Consider the following 18,562-nt stretch of genomic DNA (forward strand, 5'->3'; position numbering starts at 1 on the left):
GATGCGGCCCTTTTTATGACTGAGATGCAGACGGAACGGATGCCCCGCCTGGTAAAAGTGTTAGCGCCCTGCTTTCAGCTTCTGATAATACTCTTCGTATATAGCGCTGGCGCTACCGACATCGTTTTGCCATTCGCCTTTGCTGATGGTCTCTGCATCCGGATAGAGTGATTTATCATTTGCCACTTCCGGGCTCAGCAGTTTACGGGCCGCGAGGTTTGGCGTCGGATAGCCAATGGTTTCCGCCACCTGTTTTGCAATTTCCGGGCGTAGCAGGAAGTTGATAAGCTTAAGCGCGCCCGCTTTGTTTTTGGCATTAGCAGGAATAGCAAGGCTGTCCATCCAGAAGATGCCGCCTTCCTGCGGCCAAATTACCTGCACCGGCGTGCCCGCCTGACGGGCGACATACGCGGAACCGTTCCACACCATCCCGAGATTCACTTCCCCTTCCATGTACGGGTTCGCCGGATTATCGGAGTTGAACGCCGCCACGTTAGGCATCAATTTTTGCAGCTCTTTGTACGCCGTTTCAATCTCTTTTGGATCGGTGGTATTCCCGGAAAGCCCCAGTTTACGCAGCGCCACCTGGAAGACTTCGCGCGCATCATCCGTTAGCAGCAGGCTACCTTTATACTCAGGCTTCCATAAGTCTGCCCAACGGGTCACCGTCTTGGGGTCAATCGCTTCGCTGTTGATACCAATGGCTGTCGCACCCCAGATATACGGAATGGAGTAGTCGTTATTCGGGTCAAACGGCTTGTTCAGCATCTCCGGATCGAGATTATGGAAGTTGGTCAGTTGCGATTTATCGATCTTTTGGATCATGCCCTCTTTACGCATTTTGTCGACAAAGTAGGTGGAGGGCACGACCAGGTCGTATGCACCATCTTTATAGGTTTTGAGTTTGGCATACATGGTTTCATTCGATTCATAGGTCGAATAGATAACCTTAATGCCCGTCTCTTTGGTGAACTGTTCCAGCAGACCCGGCGGCACATATTCCGTCCAGTTGTAGAAATAGAGCGTCTTGCTGTCATCAGCATGAGCGGCATTGATGCCCAGTGCCAGAGCACCCGCAACAAGCAGGTGGCGTGACCATTTTTTCATTTAACGTCCCCTGAGGTTATGCCTGGCGCGCCAGGCTTTTCGTTTTATCACGTGCAACAAGCTGGCTTGCGAACACCATCACCAGCGACAGAACGAGCAGAATGGTTGCCAGTGCGTTCACCTCTGGCGATACGCCGACTTTCACCATGGAATAGATTTTCAACGGCAGAATTTCATAGCCCGGTCCGGTAACGAAGGACGAGACCACCACATCATCCATCGACAGTGTAAAGCTCAGCAGCCATCCAGCCGCCACGGCCGGCATCGCCAGCGGCAGGATAATTTTTCGCAGGATCACGAGTTCGCTGGCACCCAGATCTTTTGCCGCTTCCAGCATCCGCACATCAAAACCCTTCAGGCGCGAATAAACCGTCACAACTACGAAGGGCAGGCAGAACGTAATATGCGAGAACAGCAGCGACCAGAATCCAAGCTGAACGCCCAGCAGCATAAACAACACCAGTAATGAGATGGCCATGACGATATCCGGCGACATCATCACGACGAACAGCATGCCGCTGACAAAGGGTTTGCCGCGAAAGCGATAGCGGTACAGCGCCACCGCGGTCAGCGAACCGATAAGTGTAGCGAACGTGGCGGAGAAGACCGCCATCGTGAGCGAGTGCTGTGCTGCCTGCAACAGACTGTCGTTATTCAGCAGCAGACTGTACCAGTCGGTGGTAAAACCTTGCCAGTTAATCCCAAACCGTGAGCTGTTAAACGAGTTCACAATCAGAATGATAATGGGAATATAAAGGTAGGCGTAAATGGCGGTCATAAAACCGCCGCGCAGCAGTCGACCGATCATTGCAGTTCCACCTTCTTATCCAGCAGACGCGATGCGCGCCAGTAAATCAGTAACAGCAGACCCATCACAATGGTGAGCGTGATGCTGGTAGCCGCGCCAAAAGGCCAGTCGCGAATGTTGAGGAACTGACTTTTAATCACGTTGCCAATCAGCAGGTTTTTCGCGCCCCCCATCAGATCTGAAACGTAAAACAATCCCATCGCGGGCAGCAATACCAGCAGACAGCCGGCGATAATGCCCGGCATGGTCAGCGGGATAATAATGCGCAAAAATGTCTGTAACTTACTGGCGCCCAAATCTTTCGCCGCTTCCAGCAACGGTTTATCGAGTTTTTCGATACTGGAGTAAAGTGGCATGACCATAAATGGCAGCAGGATATAGACCAGCCCGATAATGACCGCCGCCGGGGTGAACATCACGCGGATCGGTTCATCAATGACCCCCAGCCAGAGTAAAAATGTATTCAGATACCCTTTGGTGCTGAGGAATATTTTCAGGCCATAGATGCGAATCAGCGAATTGGTCCAGAACGGAACAATCAGCAAAAAGAGCAATAACGGACGCATTTTTGTGGATAGCTTTGCCAGAAACCAGGCGAAGGGATACCCCAGCATCAGGCAGGCAAGTGTGGCGATTACCGCCATATTCAGCGAGTGCAGCAGCACGTCAAAATAGAGTGGATCCAGCAGACGGGCATAGCTATCCAGCGAGAAAACCATCGTCACGAAGTGGGCATCGTCACAGGTCAAAAAGCTGGTCGCAATAATCATCAGGTTGGGCAGAAAGACAAACAGCACAAGCCAACCGACGACAGTGGCAATCACCCCATTCTGGAATTTACTTGTGCTCTTCATCAGCCAGTACGACCTCCCAGCTTTCCACCCAATTAATCGCCATTTTTTGATTCAAAGAGTGGTCAAAATCGGGGTCATCTTCGTTGAAGAACTCGCTGACCAGCACCATTTTGCCGTTTTCAAGCTCGACTACTGACTCCAGCGTCATCCCTTTATAATTACGCTCACGCACGTAACCTACCAGCCCTTCGACCTCTGCGACATCGTTAATCTCTTCGACGCGCAAATCTTCCGGGCGTAGCATTACGTTTAGCCGCTGACCTTTTTCGACCGGGAAACTGACGTAAATATTGCATTCGCGCCCTTCGACGGTGGCACGCACGCGCTGTGCATCAAGACGCTCAATGACGGTGGCACTGAAAATATTAATCTCACCAATAAAACTGGCGACAAAGAGGTTCTTCGGCTCTTCGTAAATTTCCCGCGGCGTACCGTCTTGCTCTATTTTGCCGTCACGCATCACCACGATCCGGTCTGACATCGTCAGCGCCTCTTCCTGGTCATGGGTTACGAAGACGAAAGTAATTCCAAGTTTGCGCTGCAGTGCTTTTAATTCGTTTTGCATCTGCTTGCGCAGCTTGTAATCCAGCGCGGAGAGCGATTCATCCAGTAAGAGCAGGCGTGGCTTGTTCACGACGGCACGGGCAATAGCCACACGTTGTTGTTGGCCACCGGAGAGCTGGTGCGGTTTGCGCTGGGCGAATGCTTCAAGCTGCACCATACGCAGGGCGTCAGTGACGCGCGGAGCAATCTCTGCCGCAGGTGTTTTTTGCATCCGCAGGCCAAATGCCACGTTTTCGAACACGGTCATATGGGGAAACAGCGCGTAGCTTTGAAAGACGGTATTAACATGGCGATGTTCCGCCGGAACGTCGGTGATATCACGATCGTCGAGTTTGATATGGCCCACATCAACGCTTTCCAGCCCGGCAATCAGGCGAAGCACAGTGGTTTTGCCGCAGCCGGACGGCCCGAGCAGGGTGAGGAATTCGCCGTGATTGATGGTCAGGTTAAAGTCAGAAATGACCGTTTTACCATCAAAACCTTTACAAAGGTCGACCAGTTGCACCAGCGGAGTGGGCGAACGCGGTTGTGTATTCAATTTTTTACTCTGTCCCTTGTCAACGCATCGGATAACGCATCCGGATGCGGGGTTTGTGATTAACCACCTTAGGGTCTGACACATTGATGAAGGCCTGGCATTCTACGGCAAAGCACTGAAATCGCCAATCAATGATCTATTTACGCGGCCAAAAATGAATTTTGTCAGCTACGTTTAAGTGAACAAAACAAAAATGAAAATATTCTCGTTTGCGGGATAAAAGTGACCTGACGCAATATTTGTCTTTTCCGGCTTATTGATAATGTTGTCACGTTTAGCGAGGGTGGCTGTATGGATAAATTATTAGAGCGTTTTTTGCAGTATGTTGCGCTGGATACTCAGTCGAAGCCGGGTGTCCGTCAGGTACCGAGTACCGACGGGCAATGGAAGCTCTTGCGCTTACTCCAGCAGCAGCTTGAAGAGATGGGGCTGGAAAACGTCACACTGAGCGAGAAAGGTACAGTGATGGCTACGTTGCCCTCTACCGTTGACAAGCCGGTACCTGCTATCGGTTTTATCTCGCATGTTGATACTTCCCCGGATTGCAGCGGTAAAAATGTGAATCCGCAAATCCTCGAAAACTACCGTGGCGGTGATATCGCGCTGGGTATCGGTGATGAAATCCTCTCACCCGTTATGTTCCCGGTGTTGCACCAGTTGTTGGGGCAGACGCTCATCACCACAGACGGTAAAACCCTGTTGGGTGCCGATGACAAAGCCGGTGTGGCGGAAATCATGACCGCGATGGCGGTGCTGAAACAGAAAAAAATCCCTCATGGTGATATTCATGTGGCTTTCACCCCGGACGAAGAGGTCGGTAAAGGGGCGAAGCATTTTGACGTCGAGGCGTTTGGCGCGAAATGGGCATACACCGTCGACGGGGGCGGGGTGGGGGAACTGGAGTTCGAAAACTTCAATGCCGCCTCGGTCACCATCAAAATCGTAGGGAATAACGTCCATCCGGGAACCGCGAAAGGGGTAATGGTGAACGCGCTGTCACTGGCAAGCCGTATTCATGCGCTGGTGCCAGCCGATGAGAGCCCGGAAAATACCGAAGGTTATGAAGGTTTTTACCACCTTACCAGCATCAAAGGCACCGTTGAACGTGCGGAGATGCATTACATCGTTCGCGATTTTGACCGCAAAGCATTTGAAGCGCGTAAGCGCAAGATAATGGAAATTGCCAAAAAAGTCGGGAAAGGTCTGCATCCGGACTGCTACATTGAGCTGGTGATTGAAGACAGTTATTACAATATGCGCGAGAAGATTGTCGATCATCCGCATATTATCGATATTGCCTGTCAGGCCATGCGCGATTGTGATATCGAACCGCAGATGAAAGCGATTCGCGGTGGTACCGATGGCGCGCAGCTATCATTTATGGGGCTGCCCTGTCCCAACCTGTTTACCGGCGGTTATAACTACCACGGTAAACATGAGTTCGTGACGCTTGAAGGGATGGAAAAAGCGGTACAGGTAATCGTGCGTATCGCCGAGCTGACAGCGAAACAGTGATAAAAGCAATTCTTTAAAGAACGAGACAGACAGGCCGGGCAAACGTGATGTTGCCCGGCTTTTTTATGGCTTAGTCTTCGAAGAACCAGTATCCGCTATTGACCAGCGCGGCAAGCATGGCGAGGAAGGACGGGTCCTCGAGCGCGTCGCCAAAGGCGCTATCATTCAGAACAATGTGATCTGCCAGCGCGTCGAGCGCCGGGCGGTGAGGAGAGTTAATCCGCTCGCCGTTAACGAACACTTCGCCTGCGATGCGCAATACACGCAGACCACCTAAACGCACCAGCTTATCACCCTGTTTCAGGGCATCGTAAATCTCATCAGGCTGGTAGGGCGGCTCCGGTGGTGTGACGTCCAGTTCATGACGCGACTGGGTAATAAACTCACCGATCCACTCATTGAAATGCTCTGGCTGATTGATCAGATCGAGCATCATCTGGCGCAGGCCATCCAGCTCTTGCGGCAGCACATCCGCCGGGTGTTCACGTGATGGCACATCCGGGTCGGTATAACGCTGGCTGCCCAGTTCGCGCTGCAACACATAATCGGCAAAACCGCTGATTAATTCCCGTCCGCTAGGGGCTCGGTAGCCAACGGAGTAGTTCATAGAGTTTTCCAGCGAGTAACCCTCGTGCGGGAATCCCGGTGGAATATAGAGAATATCGCCCGGCTCCATCTCTTCATCAATAATGGCTTCGAAGGGATCGACCTGTAACAGGTCCGGGTGCGGGCAGTGCTGCTTCATTGGCGTCTTTTCACCAACACGCCAGCGGCGGCGGCCGGTACCCTGAATGATAAAGACATCATACTGATCGAGATGCGGACCAACGCCACCGCCGGGCACGGAAAACGAAATCATCAGATCGTCGGTGCGCCAGTCGGGCAGGGCGCGGAAAGGACGCATCAGCGCCGCGGTCGGTTCATGCCAGTTGTTCACCGCCTGCACCAGCAGCGACCAGTTGCTTTCACCCAGATGGTCATAACTTTCGAAAGGCCCGTGGCTGACCTGCCATTTGCCATCAAGATGGCTTACCAGGCGGCTGTCGACTTCATCTTCCATGGCCAGACCGGCCAGTTCGTCAGGGGAAATGGGATCGATAAATTGTGCAAAGCCGCGTTTCAGTACCACCGGGCGTTTTTGCCAGTAGCGCTCGATAAAATCCGGCCAGTTAAGGTTGATGTTATAGTCCATGTTTGTTTCCCCAAACGTTAGTTTGAGTCGGAGTATAACGGATGGTGGACGGCCTGCGTGGGACAGGCCGTGTTACTTTGACTGAATGCGTTAATTATCGCCGCTTATCGGCTGCTGGCGACCGAAGATGGCCTCCATTTTTGCTCCACCGAGTAAACTTTCGCTGGTCAGGATTTGCCCGTCGTATTGTTCTACAATTTCGCGTGCGACGGATAATCCCACCCCCTGACCCGGACGTAGCGTATCGGCACGCTGACCACGGTCAAAGACCACTTCACGTTTGGATAACGGGATCCCAGGACCATCATCTTCGATAATGATGTGCACGTTCTCATCGGTCTGCCTTGCGGATACTTCGACAAATTCGAGGCAATATTTGCAGGCGTTGTCCAGGAGGTTGCCAATCACTTCCATAAAGTCGTTTTTCTCACCGACAAAGCTTATCTCCGGGGAGATATCGAGGCTGATATTCACCCCTTTGCGTTGATAGACTTTGTTTAGCGCCGAGGTCAGGCTATCAAGAAGCGGGGCGACCGGGTGAAGCTCACGGCTGAGCAGCCCGCTGCCACCGCGCATGCTGGCGCGATGCAGATAGTAACCAATCTGTTGAGAAATGCGGCTTATCTGTTCCAGCATTACCGGTTCGGCGTCGCTGACGCTCAGCTTTTCACTGCGTAACGAACGCAGCGTACTTTGCAGCACTGCCAGCGGGGTTTTCAGGCTGTGTGTCAGGTCGGTGAGAGTGGTCCGGTATTTGTCGTAGCGCTCGCGCTCGCTTTTGAGCAGGCGATTGAGGTTACGCACCAGGCTCGTAAGCTCGCGAGTTGTGGCCGGGTTCAGATTCTCACGGTGATGCTCCTCCAGCTCGCGCACCTCTTTCGCCAGCTCCTCTATAGGACGCAAGCTCCACCATGCCGCCATCCATAGCAGTGGGATCACCAGCAACAGGTTTGCCGCCAGGACATAGATAAACCAACTCCATACCATCCAGGAGCGTTTGAGTTCGATGGGCACGGTATCGATAACGACAATGGTGAGCTGCGGCATTCTCGCCGTGGCCGGATAGAGATTGACCGCCACCGAGTGGGTCATCTCCGAGGTGTTGTCATCTTCCCGAATCGCGTTGAACTGCTCCACCACCGACTCATCGTTATCGACCAGCGTGCTGGAGTCGTCCACATCCGCTTCGATTTCATGGAATCCATCGGCCTGAAGCCAGGCGGGGTCAACACGTTTTGCCAGCCACGGGATATCACGTTGCGCCCAGATAAGTTTGCCGTCTTTGTCATAAATCAGCGTGATAGTCGGGCTTTGTAAATTGAGGCTGTTGGGCAGGTCGACAGTCAGGCTGTTGTTTTCCCAGCGGGCGAGGGTATAGAACAGGTTACTTTCACCGCGCAGCAGGCGAAACGTGGTCTTATCGAAACTGACGCTATAGCCTATCAGGGCAACCATGCCATAGGCGAGGGAGAGCACCAGCACGACGGCGGCGGTCGCCAGAAGGAAACGAACCCGTAGCGAGAGCGGCAGAAAATGCCGCGTTAAACGTCTCATTTGGGCAGTTCGAAGAGATAACCCTGGCCACGTACTGTGGTGATCACCTCTGCGGGATAGAGTGCCTGGATTTTCTTACGCAAGCGTCCCATAAGGACATCAATGGTGTGACTTTCGCGCAGTTCGGCATCGGGATAGAGCTGGAGCATCAGCGAATCTTTGCTGACCACTTTGCCGCTGTTACGAATCAGGGTTTCCATAATGGTGTATTCAAACGCGGTCAGTTTAACCACTTCACTGCTGATCGACATTTCGCGACGCGAGAGGTCCACCTGAAACGGCGGCATAGAGATAACCTGTGAGGCCAGACCGCTGTTACGGCGCATCAGGGCCTGAATGCGCGCCACAACTTCTTCTATATGGAAAGGTTTGGTGACGTAATCATCGGCACCCGCGCTCAGTACTTCGACTTTGTCCTGCCAGCCTTCGCGCGCGGTCAGGACCAAAACAGGCAGAGAGACCTCATGGCTGCGCCAGCGGCGGATCAGCGATAAGCCGTCTTCATCGGGCAGGCCGAGATCGACAATGGCGATATCAGGCACGTGTTCATTAAGAAAATAGTCCGCTTCCTTTGCATCTTCCGCAGCATCGACCTGATGTCCCAGTTCCTGAAGCTGAACTTTTAAGTGGTGACGCAACAGGGCATTGTCCTCCACAACGAGTACGCGCATCGTCTTAACTCTCCTTATATTTTCAATACGAATAGTTTAACGCTGATTCTCGGGCGGCAGGGATAAACATTTGTTAAACCGAGAGGAAGGAAGCCCTCTTTCCTGATGAAAAGAGGGCGAAAGTCGGCAGGAAGGAGTTATTTCAGTTCATCGACCATGGTGATGGCACGGCCAATGTAATTTGCCGGGGTCATCGCTTTCAGGCGAACTTTCTCGTCTTCCGGCAGCGCAAGGCTATCAATAAACTGTTTCATGCCTTCGGCATCCACACGTTTACCGCGGGTCAGCTCTTTGAGCTTCTCATATGGTTTTTCGATACCGTAGCGGCGCATAACGGTCTGAATCGGCTCTGCCAGTACTTCCCAGTTATGATCCAGCTCGTCCAGCAGACGGTCGCGGTTCACTTCCAGTTTGCTCACGCCTTTCAGGGTTGCCTGATAGGCAATCAGCGCGTAGCCCACGCCAACGCCCAGGTTACGCAGTACGGTGGAGTCGGTCAGGTCGCGCTGCCAGCGGGATACCGGCAGTTTGCTGGCCAGGTGCTGCAACACCGCATTCGACAGGCCGAGGTTGCCTTCGGAGTTTTCGAAGTCAATCGGGTTCACCTTGTGCGGCATGGTGGAAGAACCAATTTCGCCGGCGATGGTTTTCTGTTTGAAGTGGTTCAGGGCGATATAACCCCACACATCGCGATCGAAGTCGATCAGGATGGTGTTAAAGCGCGCCATGCAGTCAAACAGCTCCGCAATATAGTCATGCGGCTCGATCTGCGTGGTGTACGGGTTCCACTGGATACCCAGAGAGGTCACAAACTCTTCGCTGAACTGGTGCCAGTCCACTTCTGGATAGGCGGCGATGTGGGCGTTGTAGTTCCCCACCGCACCGTTGATTTTGCCGAGGATTTCCACCTGATTTAGCTGGCGATACTGGCGTTCCATACGGTATGCCACGTTAGCCATCTCTTTCCCCATGGTAGACGGCGTGGCCGGCTGTCCGTGAGTACGAGAAAGCAGAGGAATATCGCGATACTGCACGGCGAGGTTTTTCACCGCATCAATCACCTGACGCCAGTAAGGCAGGATGACCTCATCACGCGCAGTTTTCAGCATCAGGGCGTGGGAGAGGTTATTGATATCTTCTGAGGTGCAGGCGAAGTGGATAAATTCGGAGACCGCGTGTAATTGCGCGATATCCGCCACTTTTTCTTTCAGAAAATATTCGACCGCTTTCACGTCATGGTTAGTGGTGCGCTCGATAGTTTTGATACGCGCCGCGTCTTCTTCATTGAAGTCGGCGACGATTTTATCGAGGAAACCGTTTGCGTCGTCAGCAAAAGCAGGAACTTCCTTGATCGCTGCATGTGACGCCAGCTTTTGTAACCAGCGTACTTCGACTTGTACACGAAATTTCAGCAAACCGAATTCGCTGAAAATCCCGCGCAGCGCGCTGACTTTATCGCCGTAGCGTCCATCGACAGGGGAAACGGCGGTCAGTGAGGATAATTCCATAGTTCAGAACTCCGGGAGGTTAACAATGAGCGAGAATTTGTTTGGCCTGAGTGGTCAGGCGATTACGAGAAAACATTAATTGCAGGCGGCCACCGCCAACCTGATGCCACAGCACCGCGGCACGAATTCCTGCAAGCAGTGTGGCGCGAACTTTCGCCTGGACCTGCGGGCTTTGCAGCACCGCTGGCGAACCGGTCACCTGAATGCGCGGCCCGAGCGGGCTAATCACATCAACATAAATACCGGCCATGGCGCTAAGCAGCGTCTCCGACTGGAGATCAAAATGCTCAAGCTGGCGCTGCAAACCAGCGATACGGTCACCGAGCGTATTCATGGCGTCTTTGTGGCCCGCCAGCTTGCGCTCCAGCACCATCAGGCTAAGAGTATAGCGGGTCAATTCGGCATTCAGCCCCTGACGGCTGCTGGCATTAAGTACGCCGAGTAGCGTTTCCAGACCGGTGCGCAGGTTCGCTTCGCTGCCACCAAAAACGCTCAGGGTTGAGTCCGGGTTAAGATCGATGACGCTATTGAGAGAGACATGGAGCGCGTCGGCGTCGCAATGTCCCTGATGCGCCAGTTGCTGCACCAGACGGGCGGACTGGCAAATGCCTGCCAGCGCCAGGGTGATGTCGTAGTAATTCTTAGCCACACTCGCTCCTTGATTCGCTATCTCAGTCTCGTCGATTAAACCGGCAGCGCGATACGTTGTTCGATAATACCGCCGCCAAGGCACACTTCGCCGCTATAGAAAACGGCAGACTGGCCTGGCGTCACCGCAGCAACCGGCTCGTCAAAACGAACCTCAATGCGGTCATCATCCAGGGCGGTAAGGGTGCATGGAATATCGGTCTGGCGGTAACGGGTTTTCACGGTGCAGCGCAGCGTACCGACCAGCGGTTCGCGATTAACCCAGTGCAATTGCTGGGCAATCAGCCCAACGGACATCAGACGTGGGTGATCGTGCCCCTGCGCGACCACCAGAATATTGTTTTCCACATCTTTATCGACCACGTACCACGGATCTTCGGTACCTTCTTTGGTTCCGCCAATCCCCAACCCTTTGCGTTGGCCCAGCGTGTGGTACATCAGCCCCTGATGCTCGCCAATCTCTTCACCGTCAACGGTGAGGATTTTGCCCGGCTGGGCAGGCAAGTAGCGGCCTAAAAATTCGCGGAATTTGCGCTCGCCGATAAAGCAGATACCGGTTGAGTCTTTTTTCTTCGCAGTGACCAGCCCCAACTCTTCGGCGATTTTGCGCACTTCGGGTTTTTCCAGTTCACCGACCGGGAACAGGCTTTGCGCAATCTGCTCATGGCCAAGCGTATAGAGGAAATAACTCTGATCTTTGTTGCCATCCAGACCGCGAAGCAAACGGCTTTTACCGTCGACATCAGCCCGGCGGACATAGTGACCGGTCGCAATATAATCGGCGCCCAGGTCTTCGGCGGCAAATTCGAGGAAGGCTTTAAATTTGATCTCTTTGTTGCACAGAATATCCGGGTTAGGCGTGCGCCCGGCTTTATATTCCGCCAGGAAGTGTTCAAACACGTTATCCCAGTATTCTGCGGCAAAGTTTACGGTGTGGAGTTCAATACCGAGTTTGTCGCACACGGCCTGCGCATCGGCCAGATCGGCCGCCGCGGTACAGTATTCCTCGCCGTCGTCCTCTTCCCAGTTCTTCATGAACAGGCCTTCCACCTTATAACCCTGTTGCAGTAACAGCCAGGCAGATACGGAAGAATCGACACCGCCGGACATGCCGACGATCACTTTTTTTGGGCTATCAGACATAGAATACTCACGACATTGAACTTCAAGGCGGCGTATTCTATCACGCACTCGCCGCGCAGGCACCCCTGCATATTACCAATCCGCAACAAGTCGGGCGGAAATTACCGCTAACCTGGCTTGCCGTGAGCGCTTATGGCGTGATTGTTCTTCTGGAACGAGGCACAGAACGATAAACCCCAGCGAGGCCGGGGTTTATGTTAACTCATGCGTTTTGACGCGTTGTATCAGGCGGCCCGTTGCTCGTCGATGCTGAACTGCTCGACACTCTGGGCAAGCTGCTGTGCCTGTTCTTCGAGGGAACTTGCCGCTGCTGCCATCTCTTGCACCAGCGAGGCGTTCTGCTGGGTGACGCCATCCATCTCGTTAACCGCAATCGTCACCTGGCTAATGCCTTTGGCCTGCTCATCAGAGGCGACAACAATCTCATTAATGATGGTTTGGACGGAATTCACCGCCTGGGTCATTTCCTGCATTGTCTTCCCGGCATCATTAACCAGTTGAACGCCGTTCTCAACACGCTGACTCGACTCTTCAATCAATGCGGCAATCTCTTTTACCGCGTTGGCGCTGCGCTGTGCAAGGTTACGCACTTCAGAGGCTACCACGGCAAAACCGCGCCCCTGTTCGCCAGCGCGCGCCGCTTCGACGGCGGCGTTAAGCGCCAGAATATTGGTCTGAAAGGCGATACTGTTGATCATGGTGGTGATGTCGCTGATTTTTTTCGAGCTGTCATCAATCTGCGACATGGTTTTAACCACCTGGCCGACCAGTGCTTCACCCCGGCTGGCAATCTGCGTTGCATTTGCCGTCAGGGCCGTGGCCTGATGTGCGTTGGTGGCGTTATGTTTCACCGTTGCGCTGAACTGTTCCATGCTGGCGGCAGTTTGCTCCAGCGCTGCGGCTTGCTGCTCTGTACGCGAAGAGAGGTTAATGTTGCCGCTGACAATCTCCCCCGCACCCTGACGTACAGAATCACTGGCGTCTTTGATCTGCCCGACGATTTGACGCAGTTGTGCCTGCATGGTCTGCAGCGCGAAGAACAGGCTATGGCGATCGCCAGATTTGACGTTAATCTCGTTATCCAGTTTGCCATCTGCGACGGCCAGCGCTATGGTTGCCGCTTCCAGCGGTTCGCCGCCAATCGGTTTCAATACTTTGCGGCTAAAGACGATACCCAGTAAGGCGCTAACCAGCAGAATGCTAAGTACCATCAGAATGATAGCGTTCATCAACTGACGGTTGGCCGCTGCCATTACCTGGCTGACCGGTGCGACGACACCCAGATACCATTTGTCGGTACTGTTGCCGATAGACACCGGCTGCCAGGTCACTAAAGCATCCTCACCGAGGATAGCATCAGGCTGTTCCACAACCTGTGAAGAGAAGTTATTGGTGTTGCCCGGAAAGGGTTTACTGGTCATTTTCTTATCAGGATAAGAGATAACTTTGCCTGCGGTGGACAACAGCACGGCGTAGCCGCCACCTTCCCAGGGTTTAATTTGATTTACTTTTTCCTGCAATGAGGCAAGTGAGATATCTGAGGTGATGACAGCATGCAGTTTGCCCTGACTGACCACCGGGGCGGCGACGGATGTCAACAGCGTTGGTACGCCGTTGTAAGCGTAGCTATAGGGTTCAATCAGTGTGTCTTTCTGGGATTTTTGCGGCACCAGGTAATAATCTCCCTGGCCTGGCGTCAAATAAGAGAGCAGGGGGTGCATCTTGAAATTGCCAGACTGATCGCGATCAACGAAGAAGGCATATCGCCCCTTCGGTGCCTGATCGGGCTTATCTGCAAAATCCGCATCTTTTCCGTCAAAGGCGTTTTCTTCAAAAATCACCGAGATGGAAAGGTAATCAGGATTATCACGCAGAGCGGATTCCATCATTTTATCGGCGACTTGACGATCCGTTATCCCGGCTGCCGGTAAGGCAATCAGACTGTGGCCGAGATTATGCGCTACATCGCGCGCATAGTTAAGGTCTTGCTGAATTTTCAGGGCTTCACTCTGCGCAATCTGGTGTAAGTATTTTTCTGCTAATGATTTTTGCTCGTTGCTGGACTGCCAGCTCAGCACGCCAATGGTCGCAACAAAGCCGAGAGTGATGGTTAACGCGCCAGTGAGCAACATTTGCGCACGGGTACTCATCTTTTTTTGAACATACTGTCTTGCCATCACCGTACCTCTGATCTCAATGTATAGCGCCATTACAATCCCGCAAATCGGGACTGCCTTCCTTGATGTCTATCGGCGTATGTTTTTTGATCTTTAATTGTTACAAATGCAGCCGCATTGGCGTAAAAATGCACAAAAAAGGGGATGTGTAGCAGGAGTGATCGCTGACGTGAGTGGAACGTGAAGGAATATAACGAGTGTAGCATTACTTCTGGTGGGTTAAGTTGCGGTTAAATATTTCGCTTTGGTATTAATTCAGCAGGTGGCGTTGACGGGCACAACAGGGAAAACACAACAACCGCGCAGGCGCGGCTGTTGTCAAAACCTGACGCTTATTTAAAAGGCCAGTTAAATTCGCCAATCACCGATAACGGATAACGCGTACCGGTTTGCCAGCTACGAATACTTTCTGCGACCAGCGGGGAGCGCAGGTTTTTCGCGGTCAGGATCTCATCAGCGCTGACCCACAGGCAGCGGTCAATATCACTGTCGTGCGGCTCGGTGGCGCAGATATCTTCGAGATCGACGGCAAACAGAAAACGCAGGAAAGGTGTTTTGTCCGGCGCTATCCACTGATGCATACGAATAAAGGCATCGGGCGTTGCGTGAATACCCGTCTCTTCCCACAGCTCGCGTTTTGCAGCCTGCACCAGCGTTTCATTGGCTTCCAGGTGACCAGCAGGCTGATTCCACAGTGCCTTGCCGCTGACTGTCTCTTCAACGACTAAAAACTTGCCCTGCGCATGGACGACGCAGGCGACGGTGACATGAGGTTTAAACATACTTTCCTCTTTGTTTATCAAAGTTATTCATCAAAGCCATCGGCCATATCCGGCCAACTGATCTCGCCACTCTGCTTATTGATACTAATATAGGCTACCGGTGGAGACGTCTCGCTATCCGCACTGCCACGGCACAGCGCCGACTGGTGATCTTCGCGAACGATAATCTGAATCTCTTTTTGCGCGTTCCAGCTTTCATAAAACACACAGTGATAATCGGTGCGCAGGGAAAGCGTGGCGATACGCGTAGCTTTATCGACAGAAAGCGGATTAATGTCGTCGCGATAGCGATCGCCTTCGTCAATGGGCGCAAGCTGTGATTTTTTAAGCCAGCCGCGAATGATGCGGTGATCGGGACCGTACCAGTTCACCTCAAGAAAATCATCCTCGGACTGCTCCTGAGCGGAAACACTGTCGCCCGGCACCAGGAAGACCGACGAGCTACGGCACTTTTCATTGGGCATAGCGTAAAACCATGCTCGCGCCTGACCTTGCACGCGGTATCGGTTATTGGCCGAAGGGGCTTCGCGCACACGTGTACGCAAGGCGTCATCTGCCCAAGCCTGGCATTCATGGCTGACCGGCAACGAGGGGGGCTGGGTGGTCAACTCATCGGCCGTCACCCAGCCGGTGACAAATGCGCCGTTGGCATCCCGGTAGCGTACATAGCGAAAGGGATGAGTGGGGGAGACCCCGCCTGATTTCCCATATAAGACCGAGCTTCGCAGGACTTCAACGGTATCGCCGTTGACTAAAAACGCGGGGAGCTGGCATTCCGAGCCGGGAGCAGAATAAAAATGTAACCGGTCAGGGCTGGTCACTTTTGCAACCTCGAAGAGATAATCTGCTTCGCCAGCGGCCCTCCCGCCGATGGTCTCGCAAGTTTCATTAGCAAAACATGATGACGAAACAGCGCAGAGCAGCAAAAAAGTCGCAACCCGTAACAACATACTTTCTCCTCATCCATGACAAATTTCAGTTAATGATTAGTTTGCGGAATTATTCAGTATAAACAACGCGTTTATTTCACTTCTCGCCACTGGCCATTGGGCAGCCCATCGAGGGTATATTCACCCAGCGCATAACGGATGAGGCGGAGAGTGGGAAAACCAACGTGCGCAGTCATTCGTCGAACCTGGCGATTACGGCCTTCGTAAAGCGTGATTTTAAGCCAACTGGTGGGAATGGATTTCCGCTCGCGAATCGGGGGATTACGCGGCCACAGCCACTCTGGCTCACTAACTCGTTCAATGCCGGCGGGCAGGGTAGGGCCATCATTCAGGGTGACGCCGTCGCGCAACGCTGCCAGCGCCTCTTCACCCGGCTCTCCTTCAACCTGAACAAAATAGATTTTCCCGGTACGTTTCCCCGGCTGCGTCAGTTTTGCCTGCAATTCACCGTCGTTCGTTAACACCAGTAAACCTTCACTGTCACGATCCAGACGCCCCGCCGCGTATACATTTTGAACAGGTATATACTCTTTAAGCGTACTGCGTCCTGCCTCATCGGTGAACTGCGGCAAAACATCATAGGGTTTATTAAACAAAATCACCCGCTTTGGCTGGTTTTCGCGTCGCGGCTTAGTAGCTTGTCGTGAGCTGAATCGCTCAAGGTGGTGATTTCTAAAAGAAGTTTTCTTCATGGTATTTTCAGTGGTTATCAATTGCCGCATTATAACTGAAACATGATTGCCTTTCATGGAACCCAACTATCAGGTAGTATTGACAGGCTAATTACAATTCATTAACAAAAATCAGTAACAACCAGAAGCGCTCGAAGGAGAGGTGAATGGAAAGCAAAGTAGTTGTTCCGGCGGAAGGTAAGAAGATCACCCTGCAAAACGGCAAGCTGAACGTTCCGAATAACCCGATTATCCCGTTCATTGAAGGTGACGGTATCGGTGTCGACGTTACCCCTGCGATGCTGAAAGTGGTCGATGCCGCTGTGGAGAAAGCCTATAAAGGCGAGCGTAAAATTTCCTGGATGGAAATTTACACCGGTGAGAAGTCTACCCAAATTTACGGCCAGGACGTCTGGCTGCCCGCTGAAACTCTCGATCTGATTCGTGAATACCGCGTTGCCATCAAAGGCCCGCTGACCACGCCGGTTGGTGGCGGTATCCGCTCTCTGAACGTTGCCCTGCGTCAGGAGCTGGACCTGTATGTGTGTCTGCGCCCGGTACGTTACTACCAGGGCACGCCAAGCCCGGTTAAACACCCGGAACTGACCGACATGGTCATCTTCCGCGAAAACTCCGAAGACATTTACGCCGGTATCGAATGGAAAGCGGACTCTGCTGACGCAGAGAAAGTGATTAAATTCCTGCGTGAAGAGATGGGCGTGAAGAAAATTCGCTTCCCGGAACATTGCGGTATCGGTATCAAACCGTGTTCCGAAGAAGGCACCAAACGTCTGGTACGTGCGGCTATTGAATACGCTATCACCAACGATCGCGATTCACTGACCCTGGTACACAAAGGCAACATCATGAAGTTCACCGAAGGCGCGTTCAAAGACTGGGGCTACCAGCTGATTCGCGAAGAGTTCGGTGGTGAGCTGATCGACGGCGGCCCGTGGCAGAAGATCAAAAACCCGAACACCGGCAAAGAGATCATCATTAAAGATGTGATCGCCGATGCGTTCCTGCAACAGATCCTGCTGCGTCCGGCTGAATACGACGTTATCGCCTGTATGAACCTGAACGGTGACTATATCTCCGACGCCCTGGCAGCCCAGGTAGGCGGTATCGGTATCGCACCGGGCGCTAACATCGGTGACGAATGTGCGCTGTTCGAAGCCACTCACGGTACTGCGCCGAAATATGCGGGCCAGGACAAAGTGAACCCGGGCTCCGTTATCCTCTCCGCTGAGATGATGCTGCGTCACATGCAGTGGTTCGAAGCCGCAGACCTGATCGTGAAAGGCATGGAAGGCGCTATCGCTGCCAAAACCGTGACCTACGATTTCGAACGTCTGATGGAAGGTGCTAAGCTGCTGAAATGTTCAGAGTTTGGCGACGCGATCATCGCGAACATGTAATCCAGTTTCTGGGTTAACGAAGAACGGGAGCCTGATGGTTCCCGTTTTTTATGCGACTCAGGAAATCTTCCCCAAAACCCCCTCTGAAAACGATACCTTAGCCGACGACAATCCAGTCTTTACCTCGGTCATCATGATATTGTTCAGTCTGTTTCACCTATACCTACCGGTAAGGTTAGGGCAAACATCATGACGCTTTTCCCTGGTAGGTCAGGTGGATATGGCAAAATTATTGTTTAATGGTTCTATACACCAAATCACTCTAGTGGATGGCAATGGAAACCTAAAAATATGTTCTTAGACACATCGACTCAATGCTTGATACCAAAGATCTGGGTAAAATCCAGAATCAGGCGTCGCGTTTTTGCCCTGGATAAAACGAAAAGTTTTGTAACGGGATCAAAGTAGCAGCAGAAAAAGCAGCCCAAGAATAAGTTGTGGTAAGTATTATTTATACTGGGC

Annotated in this window: 16 protein-coding genes; 2 read left to right on the forward strand and 14 right to left on the reverse strand. The window is 52.7% G+C overall.

Going from position 1 to position 18,562, the window contains the following annotated elements:
• Positions 1 to 60: 60 nt before the first annotated feature.
• Genes potD through potA form a run of 4 tightly spaced genes read right to left on the reverse strand, consistent with a single transcriptional unit; the run spans position 61 to position 3,904 of the window.
• On the reverse strand, positions 61 to 1,107 hold the full coding sequence (gene potD, locus ACS0RQ_RS10875; protein ID WP_271849047.1) for a spermidine/putrescine ABC transporter substrate-binding protein PotD: 1,047 nt from the start codon (positions 1,105 to 1,107) through the stop codon (positions 61 to 63).
• A gap of 16 nt (positions 1,108 to 1,123) precedes the next feature.
• Entirely contained in the window at positions 1,124 to 1,915 is a 792-nt protein-coding gene (gene potC / locus ACS0RQ_RS10880; RefSeq protein WP_107222859.1) for a spermidine/putrescine ABC transporter permease PotC, read from the reverse strand.
• The gene (gene potB, locus ACS0RQ_RS10885) at positions 1,912 to 2,769 is read right to left on the reverse strand and encodes a spermidine/putrescine ABC transporter permease PotB (RefSeq protein WP_271849046.1); all 858 of its coding nucleotides are present in this window, start codon (positions 2,767 to 2,769) and stop codon (positions 1,912 to 1,914) included. The genes potC and potB overlap by 4 nt, the downstream gene beginning before the upstream one ends.
• Positions 2,753 to 3,904, reverse strand: coding sequence for a spermidine/putrescine ABC transporter ATP-binding protein PotA (gene potA / locus ACS0RQ_RS10890; RefSeq protein ID WP_296428766.1), 1,152 nt, complete (start codon positions 3,902 to 3,904; stop codon positions 2,753 to 2,755). Before potA ends, potB begins: the two co-directional genes overlap by 17 nt.
• A 258-nt stretch (positions 3,905 to 4,162) precedes the next feature.
• Here potA and pepT point away from each other — a divergent pair, with 258 nt between their 5' ends.
• A complete protein-coding gene (gene pepT, locus ACS0RQ_RS10895; RefSeq protein WP_271849044.1) occupies positions 4,163 to 5,386 on the forward strand; it encodes a peptidase T in 1,224 nt (407 codons plus the stop codon).
• Positions 5,387 to 5,456: 70 nt separating this feature from the next.
• On the opposite strand, the gene ACS0RQ_RS10900 is transcribed toward pepT, so the two are convergent.
• The 10 genes from ACS0RQ_RS10900 to rluE all read right to left on the reverse strand — a co-directional run bounded on the left by ACS0RQ_RS10900 (position 5,457) and on the right by rluE (position 16,733).
• Positions 5,457 to 6,578 (reverse strand): ribosomal protein uL16 3-hydroxylase, encoded by a 1,122-nt coding sequence (locus tag ACS0RQ_RS10900; protein ID WP_271849043.1) that lies wholly within the window; start codon positions 6,576 to 6,578, stop codon positions 5,457 to 5,459.
• Between the two features lie 90 nt (positions 6,579 to 6,668).
• Positions 6,669 to 8,132 carry a two-component system sensor histidine kinase PhoQ gene (gene phoQ, locus ACS0RQ_RS10905; RefSeq protein ID WP_271849042.1) on the reverse strand — a complete coding sequence of 488 codons (1,464 nt, stop codon included), beginning with the start codon at positions 8,130 to 8,132 and terminating at the stop codon, positions 6,669 to 6,671.
• Complete coding sequence (gene phoP, locus ACS0RQ_RS10910) at positions 8,129 to 8,803, reverse strand: two-component system response regulator PhoP (protein WP_041851692.1); 675 nt, start codon at positions 8,801 to 8,803, stop codon at positions 8,129 to 8,131. Before phoP ends, phoQ begins: the two co-directional genes overlap by 4 nt.
• A 137-nt stretch (positions 8,804 to 8,940) precedes the next feature.
• On the reverse strand, positions 8,941 to 10,311 hold the full coding sequence (purB, locus tag ACS0RQ_RS10915; protein ID WP_271849041.1) for an adenylosuccinate lyase: 1,371 nt from the start codon (positions 10,309 to 10,311) through the stop codon (positions 8,941 to 8,943).
• 19 nt (positions 10,312 to 10,330) lie between these two features.
• The gene (hflD, locus tag ACS0RQ_RS10920; RefSeq protein WP_041851690.1) at positions 10,331 to 10,960 is read right to left on the reverse strand and encodes a high frequency lysogenization protein HflD; all 630 of its coding nucleotides are present in this window, start codon (positions 10,958 to 10,960) and stop codon (positions 10,331 to 10,333) included.
• Positions 10,961 to 10,995: 35 nt separating this feature from the next.
• Positions 10,996 to 12,102 (reverse strand): MnmA/TRMU family protein, encoded by a 1,107-nt coding sequence (gene mnmA, locus ACS0RQ_RS10925; protein ID WP_499079310.1) that lies wholly within the window; start codon positions 12,100 to 12,102, stop codon positions 10,996 to 10,998.
• Positions 12,103 to 12,326: 224 nt separating this feature from the next.
• Complete coding sequence (locus tag ACS0RQ_RS10930; protein ID WP_271849040.1) at positions 12,327 to 14,279, reverse strand: methyl-accepting chemotaxis protein; 1,953 nt, start codon at positions 14,277 to 14,279, stop codon at positions 12,327 to 12,329.
• Between the two features lie 332 nt (positions 14,280 to 14,611).
• Positions 14,612 to 15,061 (reverse strand): NUDIX hydrolase, encoded by a 450-nt coding sequence (locus ACS0RQ_RS10935; RefSeq protein WP_271849039.1) that lies wholly within the window; start codon positions 15,059 to 15,061, stop codon positions 14,612 to 14,614.
• Between the two features lie 23 nt (positions 15,062 to 15,084).
• The gene (locus tag ACS0RQ_RS10940) at positions 15,085 to 16,011 is read right to left on the reverse strand and encodes an SH3 domain-containing protein (RefSeq protein WP_271849038.1); all 927 of its coding nucleotides are present in this window, start codon (positions 16,009 to 16,011) and stop codon (positions 15,085 to 15,087) included.
• A gap of 71 nt (positions 16,012 to 16,082) precedes the next feature.
• Complete coding sequence (gene rluE / locus ACS0RQ_RS10945) at positions 16,083 to 16,733, reverse strand: 23S rRNA pseudouridine(2457) synthase RluE (RefSeq protein WP_071195420.1); 651 nt, start codon at positions 16,731 to 16,733, stop codon at positions 16,083 to 16,085.
• A gap of 116 nt (positions 16,734 to 16,849) precedes the next feature.
• Between rluE and icd the strand changes: the two genes are divergently transcribed.
• Positions 16,850 to 18,100 (forward strand): NADP-dependent isocitrate dehydrogenase, encoded by a 1,251-nt coding sequence (gene icd, locus ACS0RQ_RS10950; RefSeq protein ID WP_041851685.1) that lies wholly within the window; start codon positions 16,850 to 16,852, stop codon positions 18,098 to 18,100.
• The last annotated feature ends 462 nt before the right edge of the window (positions 18,101 to 18,562 follow it).

It is taken from the genome of Phytobacter diazotrophicus, assembly GCF_052061655.1.
In the GTDB taxonomy this organism is placed as follows: Bacteria; Pseudomonadota; Gammaproteobacteria; order Enterobacterales; family Enterobacteriaceae; genus Phytobacter; species Phytobacter diazotrophicus.